The sequence below is a fragment of the Rhodococcus sp. NPDC059234 genome (genome assembly GCF_042754225.1).
Lineage (GTDB): Bacteria > Actinomycetota > Actinomycetes > Mycobacteriales > Mycobacteriaceae > Rhodococcus_G.
Map to the genome: position 1 here is coordinate 1 of NZ_JBHZAH010000136.1, position 12,050 is coordinate 12,050.

Annotated in this window: 14 protein-coding genes; 5 read left to right on the forward strand and 9 right to left on the reverse strand. The window is 70.7% G+C overall.

Annotation, left to right across the window (positions count from 1 at the left end; all coding sequences use genetic code 11):
- Window positions 1-37 precede the first annotated feature (37 nt).
- Entirely contained in the window at window positions 38-562 is a 525-nt protein-coding gene (locus ACFXGJ_RS21480; RefSeq protein WP_378624495.1) for a hypothetical protein, read from the reverse strand.
- A gap of 250 nt (window positions 563-812) precedes the next feature.
- Between ACFXGJ_RS21480 and ACFXGJ_RS21485 the strand changes: the two genes are divergently transcribed.
- Window positions 813-1,850 (forward strand): CobW family GTP-binding protein, encoded by a 1,038-nt coding sequence (locus ACFXGJ_RS21485; RefSeq protein ID WP_378624497.1) that lies wholly within the window; start codon window positions 813-815, stop codon window positions 1,848-1,850.
- Window positions 1,851-1,853: 3 nt separating this feature from the next.
- Here ACFXGJ_RS21485 and ACFXGJ_RS21490 read toward each other — a convergent pair whose 3' ends face one another.
- The 4 genes from ACFXGJ_RS21490 to glp all read right to left on the reverse strand — a co-directional run bounded on the left by ACFXGJ_RS21490 (window position 1,854) and on the right by glp (window position 6,281).
- Entirely contained in the window at window positions 1,854-3,362 is a 1,509-nt protein-coding gene (locus ACFXGJ_RS21490) for a DEAD/DEAH box helicase (RefSeq protein ID WP_378624500.1), read from the reverse strand.
- A gap of 297 nt (window positions 3,363-3,659) precedes the next feature.
- Window positions 3,660-4,073 carry a molybdenum cofactor biosynthesis protein MoaE gene (locus tag ACFXGJ_RS21495; RefSeq protein WP_378624503.1) on the reverse strand — a complete coding sequence of 138 codons (414 nt, stop codon included), beginning with the start codon at window positions 4,071-4,073 and terminating at the stop codon, window positions 3,660-3,662.
- Window positions 4,066-5,100, reverse strand: coding sequence for a bifunctional molybdenum cofactor biosynthesis protein MoaC/MoaB (moaCB, locus tag ACFXGJ_RS21500; protein WP_378624505.1), 1,035 nt, complete (start codon window positions 5,098-5,100; stop codon window positions 4,066-4,068). Before moaCB ends, ACFXGJ_RS21495 begins: the two co-directional genes overlap by 8 nt.
- Window positions 5,097-6,281: a gephyrin-like molybdotransferase Glp gene (gene glp, locus ACFXGJ_RS21505; RefSeq protein ID WP_378624508.1), complete on the reverse strand. Its 1,185-nt coding sequence runs from the start codon at window positions 6,279-6,281 to the stop codon at window positions 5,097-5,099. Before glp ends, moaCB begins: the two co-directional genes overlap by 4 nt.
- A 123-nt stretch (window positions 6,282-6,404) precedes the next feature.
- Here glp and moaA point away from each other — a divergent pair, with 123 nt between their 5' ends.
- Together moaA and ACFXGJ_RS21515 are read left to right on the forward strand one after the other, a co-directional pair.
- Entirely contained in the window at window positions 6,405-7,475 is a 1,071-nt protein-coding gene (gene moaA / locus ACFXGJ_RS21510; RefSeq protein ID WP_378624511.1) for a GTP 3',8-cyclase MoaA, read from the forward strand.
- The gene (locus ACFXGJ_RS21515) at window positions 7,468-7,722 is read left to right on the forward strand and encodes a MoaD/ThiS family protein (RefSeq protein WP_378624516.1); all 255 of its coding nucleotides are present in this window, start codon (window positions 7,468-7,470) and stop codon (window positions 7,720-7,722) included. Before moaA ends, ACFXGJ_RS21515 begins: the two co-directional genes overlap by 8 nt.
- Here the strand turns inward: ACFXGJ_RS21515 and ACFXGJ_RS21520 are convergent, their stop codons facing one another.
- Both ACFXGJ_RS21520 and nadE read right to left on the reverse strand, forming a co-directional pair.
- Complete coding sequence (locus ACFXGJ_RS21520; RefSeq protein ID WP_378624519.1) at window positions 7,723-8,496, reverse strand: SDR family oxidoreductase; 774 nt, start codon at window positions 8,494-8,496, stop codon at window positions 7,723-7,725. It abuts the gene before it with no gap.
- Window positions 8,497-8,500: 4 nt separating this feature from the next.
- Window positions 8,501-9,340, reverse strand: coding sequence for an ammonia-dependent NAD(+) synthetase (gene nadE, locus ACFXGJ_RS21525; RefSeq protein ID WP_378624522.1), 840 nt, complete (start codon window positions 9,338-9,340; stop codon window positions 8,501-8,503).
- A 26-nt stretch (window positions 9,341-9,366) separates the two neighbouring features.
- On the opposite strand from nadE, the gene ACFXGJ_RS21530 reads away from it, so the two are divergent.
- Window positions 9,367-9,921, forward strand: coding sequence for a nucleosidase (locus ACFXGJ_RS21530; protein WP_378624525.1), 555 nt, complete (start codon window positions 9,367-9,369; stop codon window positions 9,919-9,921).
- 6 nt (window positions 9,922-9,927) lie between these two features.
- On the opposite strand, the gene ACFXGJ_RS21535 is transcribed toward ACFXGJ_RS21530, so the two are convergent.
- Together ACFXGJ_RS21535 and ACFXGJ_RS21540 are read right to left on the reverse strand one after the other, a co-directional pair.
- Window positions 9,928-10,713 carry an META domain-containing protein gene (locus ACFXGJ_RS21535; RefSeq protein ID WP_378624529.1) on the reverse strand — a complete coding sequence of 262 codons (786 nt, stop codon included), beginning with the start codon at window positions 10,711-10,713 and terminating at the stop codon, window positions 9,928-9,930.
- Window positions 10,714-10,731: 18 nt separating this feature from the next.
- On the reverse strand, window positions 10,732-11,313 hold the full coding sequence (locus tag ACFXGJ_RS21540; RefSeq protein ID WP_378624535.1) for a TetR/AcrR family transcriptional regulator: 582 nt from the start codon (window positions 11,311-11,313) through the stop codon (window positions 10,732-10,734).
- A 140-nt stretch (window positions 11,314-11,453) separates the two neighbouring features.
- Here ACFXGJ_RS21540 and ACFXGJ_RS21545 point away from each other — a divergent pair, with 140 nt between their 5' ends.
- Complete coding sequence (locus ACFXGJ_RS21545) at window positions 11,454-12,017, forward strand: NAD(P)H-dependent oxidoreductase (RefSeq protein WP_378624532.1); 564 nt, start codon at window positions 11,454-11,456, stop codon at window positions 12,015-12,017.
- Window positions 12,018-12,050 lie beyond the last annotated feature (33 nt).

A 12,050-nucleotide genomic window follows, 5' to 3' on the forward strand; every position in this document is an offset into this window, starting at 1 on the left:
CCCCAGGTGCCCGGCCTTCGGTCTGTCCGGCGACGAGTCAGCCGGCGAGCGAGCCGGTCGATCCACCGCCCACCGATCCCGTTGCCAGTGAACCGAGGCCGGACAGCGATCCGGTGCCGCCGCCGAACGCGTCGATGACCCGCTCCACGCAGCCCTGGGCAGCGACCGTGATGATCGCCACCGGCCCGCCCGCGACCGCGGCCAGTCGCTTGCCCGCCGCATTGACGAAGACGATGACGTTCTGGAGCGAGAGTTCGTCGGTGGTGTTGCCGACGAGGGCTCCGAGGCCGCATTCCTTGATCGCCTTCACCACGACGGTGCCCGCAGACGACTGGGCCGCGGTGTCGACGTCCTCCTTGGCCGCGGGTCCGACGACGCCCGGCGAGCCGGCCGGGGAGACCGGCACCTCGCCGACCTTCGCGGTGGTGGCCGCATCCGCGACCGAGACGACCGCCTGGTTCTCGATGCCCCGCACGTTCTCCGAGGCGTTGGCCAGCCCCGCGCCGAGGCCGAGCATCAGCAGCAGTGCAGCGAAGAAGACTGCGATTCGCTTGGTGTTCATCCTGTGTTCCCCCGAATTGTGTTGTGTGCACAATGATTTCGTGCGCGTATCACGGCGTCGTGAAGTGCCCTGTAACGCAGCGCAATTACATCGAGATACACGGGCTGCTGCAACACCTTCGCCGGTGGCTGTGACCGGACCGATGTTCGGCTCAGGCTGTGTCGAGGCACACGACCGCGGCCGGTTGCCGCTCGCATCACACTGACCTGGTCCACCTAGGATGGGTGGTCGATTCGAGGAGGGTGCGACAGTGGCGAAGCGGCGGATACCGGTGATCCTGGTGGCCGGATTCCTCGGCTCGGGCAAGACCACCCTGCTCAACCACCTGCTCCGGGGCCGACACGGAGTGCGGATCGGCGTCGTCGTCAACGACTTCGGCTCGGTCAACATCGACGCGATGATGGTCGCCGGTCAGGTCGACTCGATGGTCTCGCTCAGCAACGGGTGCCTCTGTTGTGCGGTCGACGTGAGCGAGATGGATGCGATGCTCGACCGGCTCGCACATCCGCGCTCGGACATCGACGTCATCGTCGTCGAGGCGAGCGGCCTCGCCGAACCCCGCAACATGGTGCGCCTGATCCTCGGCAGCGAGAACCCTCGCATCGGGTACGGGGGACTTGTCGTGCTCGTCGACGCCGCCGAGTTCGAGGACACCCGCGCGCGCCACCCGGAACTCGACCTGCACATGCGGATGGCGGACCTGGTGGTGCTCAACAAGACCGACCGGATCTCGGCGGCGGAACTGCAGGCCGTGCTCGCGCGCGTCGGGGGACTGGGCGATCGGTCGCCGGTGCTCCCGACGGTGCACGGCAGGGTCGACCCCCGGTTGCTGTTCGACGAGGTGGCCCGCGTCGACGACGGTCCGCGACAGCTGAGCCTCGACGAGTTGCTGGCGGAACCGGACGAGCACGACCACGACTGTGCCGGCCACGAGCACCTGCACGATCACTACGAGTCAGTGACCTTCACCAGCGCACGGCCGCTGGATCCGCGGGCGCTGGTTCGACTCCTCGAGGATCCGCCCCCGGGCCTGTATCGCGTCAAAGGCTATGTGTACTTCGGCATTCCGGGCCATGCGCAGCGGTACATGCTGCAGACCGTCGGCCGGCACATCCGCTTCGAGACGGCCGCCTGGGGCCGCGGGCAGGCCCGGGCGACCGAGCTGGTTCTGATCGGTTCCGGTCTCGACGGCGACGACGTGCTCACGCGCCTAGACGGCTGCGTCCAGGTACACGAAAGCGGTGCAGAGGCCATGACCGGCGTGCACCGCTACGTGGTGGAGAACTAGAAACTAGGGGCGCGTGGCGCGCCGGCGGCGCTGGTTGCTGCCGCCGCCCTGCGAGCCACCCGACCCGGGGGTCTCGCTGCTGTACATCACCTTCGGCTGCCCGGATCCCTGTCCGCGTCCGCGACCGCCCGAGCTCCGACCGCCGCCTGCCGCGGCGCCGTCGCCTCCGCGGCCCGCTCCGGCACCGGACTGGCCGCGCCCGCGCCCGCCGCCCTGGCCGCCGCCGCTGCGGGCACCGCCCTGGCCGCCGCGCCGCGGACCGCCGCCACCGGCGCCGCCACGCCTGCCGCCACCCTGGCCCTGGGGCTGGGTCGCGGGCTTGGGTACGGGAACCACGTGCGGCGCGATCTCGCCGACGAGCGCGGTGACCGGATCGGAGTCGGCGGTCACCTGCTGCGGGGTCACCTTGATGGCGGCCTTGCGCATCAGGATGGCGAGATCCTTGCGCTGCTCGGGCAGTACCACCGTCACCACGTCGCCTGCGCTGCCCGCGCGTGCCGTCCGGCCCGAACGGTGCAGGTAGGCCTTGTGTTCGGCGGGCGGGTCCACGTGCACGACCAACTCCACCTCGTCGACGTGCACGCCGCGTGCGGCGACGTCGGTCGCGACCAGCACGCGCGCCTCGCCAGCGGAGAACGCCGCCAGGTTGCGGTCGCGTGCGGCCTGGGAGAGGTTGCCGTGCAGATCCACCGACGGGATGCCCGCCTCGGTGAGCTGACGGGCCAGCTTGCGTGCCTGATGCTTGGTGCGCATGAACAGGATTCGACGACCGGTGCCGGACGCGAGCTTGTGCACGAGGGCCTTCTTCGCCTCGACGCCGGAGACGTCGAACACGTGGTGGGTCATCGCGGCGACGGGGGAGTTCGCCTCGTCGACCGAGTGCAGCACCTCGTTGTGCAGGAACCTCTTGACCAGCTTGTCCACCCCGTTGTCCAGGGTGGCCGAGAACAGCAGCCGCTGGCCGTTCTCCGGGGTGGCGGACAGGATCCGCGTCACCACCGGCAGGAAGCCGAGGTCGGCCATGTGATCGGCCTCGTCGAGGACCGTGATCTCCACGGCGTCGAGCGAGACGAACTTCTGCTTCATCAGGTCCTCGAGGCGACCCGGGCAGGCGACGACGATGTCGACACCGGCCTTGAGTGCCTGCACCTGACGATGCTGGGAGACGCCACCGAAGATGGTCGTCACACGCAGGTCGTAGGCGGCCGCGAGGGGCTCGAGCGTCGCGGAGATCTGGGTGGCCAGCTCGCGGGTCGGCGCGAGGATCAGGCCGACCGGGCGGCCGGGGCGGCGGTTGCCGCCCGCGAGGTCGCCGGCCAGGCGGGCGACCATCGGAATGGAGAAGGCCAGGGTCTTGCCGCTGCCGGTCTTGCCCCGGCCGAGCACGTCGCGGCCGGCGAGGGTGTCGGGCAGGGTGTCGACCTGGATGGGGAACGGTGCGGTGATCCCGTTGGCGGCCAGCGCCTTGACGAGGGGATCGCGCACGCCGAGATCGGCGAAGGATTGCGTCATTGTGGTGGAGTGCCTTTCGGGCATCGGGTTGCGCTGGGCACCGCACGGGCGGACTCGGGTCCGCACGTGAAAGTCAGCACAAAAGTGGCGAGATTGCCGGTGGGCAAAATCGATCGCCGCAAGAAGAGCTTGTGCTGGGGTGCACCGGTCGGCACGCGGGAAGGTGGCATTCGATGCCGTGACCTGCGCGCCGAGGAAGCGTTCCACGACGTTTGGCGCGCAAACTGTCCGCGCCAAGTGACCTCCAGCATAGCCGAAGTCTGGAACTGCTCCGGCGTAGCCTGCGTCACACCTGGCCTACAGCCCCACCCACTCCGTGACGCCGTCCGCGAAGTGCTGGCGCTTCCAGATCGGTACCTCCGCCTTGATCCGTTCCACCAGAAGGGCGCACGCTGCGAAGGCCTCCGCGCGGTGTGGCGCCGCAACCGCGGCGACGAGCGCGAGATCGCCAACCACGAGCGCACCCACCCGGTGCACCGCGGCCACCGGCAGACCCGACTGCGTGGAGACCTCCTCGCAGCAGCGCCGCAGGAATCGCTCGGCATCCGGGTGCGCCTGGTATTCGAGAGCCGAAACGGCTTGCCCGCCATCATGGTTGCGGACGACGCCACTGAACAGGACGACGGCGCCTTGCTCGGGGCCTGCGACCGCGGTGTCGACCGCGGCCGGGTCCAGTGGTTCGGACGAGATACGTGCCAGGAGTTCACTCATCGTGCATCCCGCCGCCCGAGACCTGCGCCAGCAGATGATCCAGGATCGGTTCGAGCACCGAGATGCCGTCGCGCACACCGCCGGGGGAGCCCGGCAGGTTCACCACCACGGTCCGCCCGGCCAGGCCCGCGAGCCCGCGGCTGAGGGAGGCGTGCACCGTCTTCTCGGTTCCCTTGCGGCGCATCGCCTCCGCGATCCCCGGAAGTTCGCGATCCAGTACCGCCCGGGTGACCTCGGGGGTCTGGTCGGTGGGGGAGGCGCCGGTTCCGCCGGTGCTCACCACGAGCGCGGGCCCGCCGGAGAGGGCGTCCGCCAGGCCGGCGGCGATCTCGGCATCCGCGTACACCAGCGGGCCCCGAACCGAGAAGCCCTGTGCCGTCAGCCAGTCCGCGAGCATCGGGCCGGTGGTGTCCTCACGGGTGCCGGCGGCGCCGCCGGTCGAGGCGACCAGCACCACGGCGCTGCGCTCGCCTGCGGTCGGTGCCTGCGACTCGGGTGCGGGTCGATCGGAGTCGGACTGGCCGCGCACCCAGTTCCCGTGCTTGCCGCCGGCCTTGGTCAGCAGGCGTACCGCGTTCAGGCTCGCCGCGGGGTCGACCGCCTTGACCATGTCGTGCAGGGTGAGTCCCGCCACCGCGACGGCGGTCAGTGCCTCCATCTCCACTCCGGTCTGGCCGGTGGTCTTGGCGGTCGCCTCGATGGTGACAGTGGTGTCGGTGAAGCCGAACTCGAGCTTCACCGACGTCAGTGCCAGCTGATGACACAGCGGGATCAGTTCCGAGGTCCGCTTCGCACCCGCGATTCCGGCGATCCGGGCGGTCGCGAGCACATCGGCCTTGGGCATGTCGTCGGCGCGGACGAGTCCGATCACCTCGGCAGTGGTCTGCAACTCGCCCGCCGCGACCGCGATCCGGGCCGTGCTGGCCTTGGCGCCCACGTCGACCATCCTGGCCCGGCCCTCACCGTCCAGATGGGTCAGATTCGCGCTCGTCGCGTTCTGCTGGGTCGTCGAACTTCTGTCGTTCACAGGGGCCACACCCGCACATCGTCTCCCGGTTCCATTGCCGTCACGTCCTCCGGGACGTCGATCAGCACGTCCGCCCTGGCCAGCGCCGCGACGAGGTGCGATCCCGGTCCCGATTCCAGTGTCACACTTCCGGCGAGGCGTCGCCCGCGCAGGAACTGCCGTTTGCCCGGCACCGAGGTCAGCGGGACCTCGAGTGGCAGCCGCTCCACTTCGATCGGCACGAGACCGGCCGCTCGGCGCAGCTCCGGCCGGGCGAACACCTCGAACGAGACCAGCGTGCTGACCGGGTTGCCGGGGAAGTTGAGCACCGGGACGCCGTCGACCTCGGCCAGCCCCTGGGGTCCGCCGGGCTGCATCGCCACGTGTCCGAACCAGCCGCCGAGCGGCGTGAGCACCTCGCGCACCACCTCGAATTCGCCCATCGACACCCCGCCCGATGTGATCACGAGGTCGGCGGATGCGGTTGCACGGTGGAGGATTTCGCGAAACAGGTCCACGTCGTCGGTGCTGCGGTCGACGGAGGACACCTCGGCGCCGTTGGCTTCCAGGCTCGCCGAGAGCGCGATGCCGTTCGAGTCGTAGATCTGCCCCGGCTCGAGCGCCCGTCCGGCCTCGACCAACTCGGCACCGGTGGTGATCACCGCGACCCGCGGTCGACGCAGCACGGGCACCTCGACCAGGCCGACGGCCGCGAACATCGACAGGTGCCGCGCGGTGAGCCGGGCTCCTGCCGCCAGCAGCAGGTCGCCGGCATGGACGTCGCTTCCGCGGTCGCGCACGTACTCGCCCGCACCCCGGGCGACTCGCACGGTGACCTCGTCGGTGGTGGACTCGGTGTCCTCGACCGGCACGACCGCGTCGGCGCCGTCCGGAACGGGCGCACCGGTCATGATCCGGACCGCGGTGCCCGGTGGCAGGTGGGCGGGACCGGCGTCCCCGGCTGCGACCGTCTCGGCCACGGGCATCGTGACGGGCGCCGTCCGCACCGATGCCGCCGCGACCGCGAACCCGTCCATCTGCGAGTTGCGGAACGGCGGCAGGTCGAGCGGGGAGTGCACGTCGCCGGCGAGGACCCGGCCCAGCGCGGCGGTGACCGCGACGAGCTCGGTGCGGTGTGCGAGCGCCGGGGCGAGCAGGGCTCGAACGCGGCGCGCGTGCTCGTCGACGGATCTGCTGGTCATCGCGTCCTCTGCGGCATGGGTCCATATCCTAGGCAGGGTTCGGGTGTCCGCATCGGTGGGTCTCGAAGCGCACGGCGGAGCCTCCGGACGGCATACTGGTGGGGTGACAGTGCAGGTGAGCCGATGACTGCAACCGTTCGTCCGGTGCAGATGGGCTTGCCGCGCGTGCGTTCGTCCGTTTCATCCATTTCCGACCGGCCCGACGTGTCGGGCCTGATCGACCGGTTCGGGCGGGTGGCGAAGGACCTGCGGGTGTCGATCACCGAGAAGTGCTCGCTGCGGTGCACCTACTGCATGCCCGCCGAGGGCCTGCCGGCCATTCCGCAGAGCCGGCTCCTGAGCACGGACGAGATCGTGCGCCTGGTGCGGATCGCGGTCGAGGACCTGGGTGTGGACCAGATCCGGTTCACCGGCGGCGAACCGCTGATGCGCCGCGACCTCGAGGACATCGTGGACGGCTGCGCCCGCGCGGTCCCCGGCACCCCGCTGTCGATGACCACGAACGCGGTGGGTCTCGAGCACCGCGCGCAGCGACTGGTGGATGCGGGCCTGACGAGGGTGAACATCTCGCTCGATTCGATCGACCGTGCGCACTTCGCCGAGCTCACTCGCCGGGACCGTCTGCCGTCGGTGCTGGCCGGAATTCGCGCGGCGGCGAAGGCGGGTCTGGCCCCGCTCAAGGTGAACGCCGTGTTGATGCCCGAAACGCTGAGCGGCGCAGCCGATCTGCTCGCGTGGTGCCTCCAGGAGGGGGTCCGTCTCCGCTTCATCGAGGAGATGCCCCTCGATGCGGACCACACCTGGGACCGATCCTCGATGGTCGACGCGCAGCGATTGCTGGCGGTGCTGGGGGAGCGGTTCGAGCTCGCCGAGATCGGGCGCGAGGACCCGTCGGCGCCTGCCGAGGAGTGGCTGGTGGACGGCGGACCGGCGACGGTCGGGATCATCGCCTCGGTGACCAGGAACTTCTGCGCGGACTGCGACCGGACGCGGCTCACCGCCGAGGGCACGGTGCGGTCCTGCCTGTTCAGCGACGAGGAGGTCGACCTGCGCGGCGCGATGCGTGCGGGGGCCACCGACGAGGACCTGGCCGGGCTGTGGCGCGGGGCGATGTGGAACAAGTGGGCCGGACACGGCATCGACTCGGCGGGTTTCCAGCCGCCCAGGCGCAGCATGGGGGCAATCGGTGGCTGAGCGGACCGTGGTGGTGCGTTACTTCGCGGCGGCGGCAGACGCCGCCGGGCGCACCGAGGAGGTGTTTCCGCTGGCCGCGGACGCAACGCTCGGCGACCTGCGGGCGGTGCTGGTGGAGCGGCACGGCCAGGGCATGGAGCGTGTCCTCGGCGTGGCGGCATTCCTCCAGGACGACGAACTGACCCGTGACCTCGCGGCGGCCGCGGCGGCGCGGGTCGACGTGCTGCCGCCGTTCGCCGGCGGCTGATCAGGATCGGTTCTCGGCCAACCACTGGTCGAAGGTGACTGTGCCGCAACGGTTGTCGGGAGTCAGGTTCATCCCGGCGCGCAGAAATCGGCCGGGCGGTCCGGGCAACGGCACGCCGAGCACCAGCGAACGGCTGCCGGTCGACTCCTTCCAGGTCTCGGCGAGTTCACGCATCGTGGCGACGGCCGGTCCGCCGACCTCGACCCGGTCACCCGCGGAGTCGGCGAGCGCGGCGTCGGCGAGCGCGCGACCCACGTCGGCCGGGGCGATCGGCTGGAACCTCGCGCCGCGGATCGCGGGGAGGACACCGACCCGGGCGGTGGTGGCGAAGATCGACCGCAACAGCGAGTGGAACTGGGTGGCCCGCACGATCGTCGTGTCCAGCCCGGACGCGGTGTAGATCCGTTCCTGCTCGGCGATGGCCGCGTAGTAGGAGAACCGGACCTGGTCGACCCCGACGATCGACAGCAGCACGGCGCGCCGCACCCCCGCGGCCTCGGCGGCCCGGGTCAGGTTCCGGGCGCCGTCGGTGAAGACGGCCCGGGTCTTGCGGGTCTGACCGTTGACCGCGGACACGAGCACGTCCACCCCGTCGAGTGCCGCGCTCAGACCCTCCCCGGTGAGCAGGTCGCCGGGAGAGTGCTCGAGGCCGGCGACCGTGGTCGACGGCGCACGCCGGCTGAGCACCCTGACCCGGTGGCCGCGGGCCTGCAGCTCGGCGACCGCGGCACTGCCCGCGGTGCCCGTACCGCCCGCGACCAGGACGGTGCTCATCGCGTCACTTCCACCAGTCGTCGAGCGGGGTCACCGGCACCGTGCGCTTGTGCCGGGTGGCCAGGAACATGCCCTCGAGCCTGGTGGCGACCGCCTCGGTGACCTCGCGGCCCTCGAGGTAGTCGTCGATCTCCGAGTAACGCAGGCCGAGCGCCTCCTCGTCCGGCAGGGCGGGCCGGTCGTCCTCGAGGTCGGCGGTCGGGACCTTGGACCACGTGCTGTCGGGCGCCCCGAGATGGGCGAGCAGCGCCGCACCCTGCCGCTTGGACAGCCCGGTCAGCGGGGTCAGGTCCACACCGCCGTCACCGAACTTGGTGAAGAACCCGGTGATCGCCTCGGCGGCGTGGTCGGTCCCGATGACCAGGTGGCCGAGCTGACCGGCGATCGCGTACTGGATCACCATGCGTTCACGGGCCTTGATGTTGCCGCGCACGAAGTCTCGCAGTCCACCGTTGTGTCCGATGACCTCGGCGATGCCTTCGGCGCTCTCGGTGGCGGCCGCGTCGGTGCTGGGCTTGACGTTCACCACCACCGAGCGGTCCGGCTCGATGAACTTCAGCGAGACCTGCGCGTCGTGCTCGTCTGCCTGCACCCCGTAGGGCAGCCGGACGGCGACGAACTCGGCCTCGTGGCCCTCGGCTCGCAGTTCGGTGACGGCGAGCTGGGCCAGCCTGCCCGCGAGGGTGCTGTCCTGGCCACCGCTGATGCCGAGGACGAAGCCCTTCGCCGGGGTGGACCGCAGGTAGTCCTTGAGGAACTGCACCCGGGCGCGCACCTCGGACGCCGGATCGATGGTCGGCTTCGCGCCGAGTTCCTGCAGGATACGAGCGCGCAGAGTGGCCATGCGGGCCACTCTATAGAGTCCTGTGGGTGACCACCGAGCAGATTCTCGTCGTGTCCGCCACCGCCGCGGAGTCCGCACACGTTCCCTCCGGTTTCGAGGTGCTGGTCACCGGAATCGGCAAGGTGGACGCGGCGGTCGCGGTCGCCGAGGCGCTCGGCCGGTACCCGGAGGGCGGTCGGCCGCGGGTGGTGAACATCGGGACCGCGGGCGCGCTGCACGATCACCATTCGGGCCTGTTCGTGCCGTCCGCGGTGCTCAACCACGACATCAGCGCGGAGGTGCTCGGGTCGCTCGGTTACCCGGTGCGGGACCGGATCTCGATCGACGGCGGCGACGGGTCGGTGCTCGCCACGGGGGACATGTTCGTCACCGACCCGGTGGTCCGCGCCGATCTCGCGGCCAGGGCCGACCTGGTGGACATGGAGGGGTTTGCGATCGCCGCGGCGTGCGAGCGGATGGGTGCGGCGTGCCGGATCGTCAAGCACGTCAGCGACCGTGCCGACGACTCGGCGCTGGACTGGCCCACCGTGGTGGACGCCAGCGCGCGAGTCCTCGGGGCCTGGCTCGCCGCGCACTGCTGACGACGGCTACTGGGCGTGCAGTCCCAGTCCGTGACCGTCGGCTCGCATCAGCCGCAGCCTGTCGGAATCGATGGTCGCGGTTGTCGGTCCGTCGAGAACCGCGAGCACCGCCCGTTCCACCTGGGCGACGTCCTCCGGGCACGCCATCCTCGTGGTGGCCAGCGGTCCGAAGGTCACCGTGTCGCCGGAGACCTCCGCGGTACCGGTGAATCTGTTGCAGCCGGTCGAGCCGCTCACGGTCCCGTCGGCTGCGACAGTCAGTGTGGGAGTTGACTGTTCGAGCGCCGCGGAGGTCGTGACGGCGTTCGGGTCGATGATGGTGTCGACCACCCAGGTGGTGCCGACGAGCGGGCGGTCCGGCTGCGCGACCTTCTTGTCGAGCAGGGTGACGGTGGTCGAATCGGAGCGCAGGGTCAGGGTGTCGCCGGTCAGGGTCCAGGCGGGGGTCGACTCCAGGAACCCCGTCATCCACGCGTCGGCGCCGGCCCTGTCGCCGACGCACGCCATCATCGTGGTGGCCAGCGGTCCGGTGGTGAGCTTGCCGTCGCTCAGGTCCGCGGTACCCGAGGCGCGGTTGCAGCCGGCGGTCGCGGAGATCCGGTCGGGTGCGGGGAACTCGACGGTCAGCGGTCCGCCACCGGGGATGGGCGGGCCCTCGACGGCGGTCGAGACGAAGGTCCGGTCCAGCAGTCCGACCTGGGGCGGCGATGACGCCGGGGTCTGGCCGTTCGAGCAGGCGGTGAGGGCCGCGACGGCCAACAGGGTGGGAGCGACTACTCGGAGTATGCGCATTCGCGGAGCCTAGTGAAGTCAGGGCTTGCGCGTGACGCGGCGCACCAGGTCTTCCCAGCTGTCGGCGATGCGGTCGATCGGGATGTGCAGGTTACGGACCTGGTGCAGCACCAGGCCCGCCTCGAGGGGTGCGAGCAGGCTCGTCGCGAGGAGTCGGAGATCGCCGGGGGTGCCTGCGGCGCTCAGCAGTGTGACGGTGTGGGTCAGGCCGACGTTGCGGGCGGGCCCGCCGAACCGGAGTTCGGGCGCGGTCTCCACCGCGCGCAGGACGTCGCCCTGGACTTCGACCATCGACAGTCGGGCGCGGCCGTAGGCGACGAGCCGGTCGACCGGATCGGCACCGGGACCGAGCGGCGGCGGGCCGAACATGAAGGCCTGTTGGAGCTCGGTCTCGGTGTGGTCGAGCAGGGCCTGCATCAGTCCGGACCGGCTGCCGAATCGACGGAAGACTGTGCCCTTGCCCACACCGGCCTTCGCCGCGACGGCGTCCATCGTGACCGCATCGGCGCCGCGATCGGCGACGAGCAGTGCGGCCGCATCCAGCAGCAACGCCCGGTTGCGTGCGGCGTCGCAGCGTTCGGCCTCGTGGGGCTGCGCCATGGGGACTTCGGTGGGCTGCACGTTCGGAATGGTACCCCGGCCGGAATACAAGTGGACCGCGGTCCGGTTGTCTTGCTATACCTAGTCCAGCCCACAACGGTCATCAATCGTTTGCGACCACCCGAAGGAAGTCAGCCCCCATGTCACAGACCCGAGTTCTCGCCCTCGTCGGCAGCCTGCGCGCCGGCTCCGTCAACCGCCAGCTCGCCGAGACCGCTGCCCGCACCGCGCCCGAGGGCGTCGAGGTGACCGTGTACGAGGGCCTCGCCGAGGTGCCCTTCTACAACGAGGACATCGACGTCGCGGGCACCATCGCCTCGGTGGACGCGCTGCGCGCCGCCGCGGCCGAGGCCGACGCCCTGCTGCTGGTCACCCCCGAGTACAACGGCACCATCCCCGCCGTTCTCAAGAACGCGATCGACTGGATCTCGCGCCCCTACGGCGTCGGCGCCGTCAAGGACAAGCCGGTCGCCGTGATCAGCGCCTCCCCGAGCGGCAACGCCGCGAAGTGGGCGCACGAGGACACCCGCAAGGCCGTCGGCGTCGCGGGCGGCAAGGTGCTCGAGGACGTCTCGCTGTCCATCGGCGCGACCTTCGAGAAGTTCGGCGAGGGCCACCCCAGCGACAACGCCGAGGTCGCCGGCCAGGTCGCGGCGGTCGTCGCCGGTCTCGTGTCGGCCAGCGGCGAGCTCGTCAGCGCCTGACGCTCGACCGAATGCGCCCGACAGGCCCCGGTC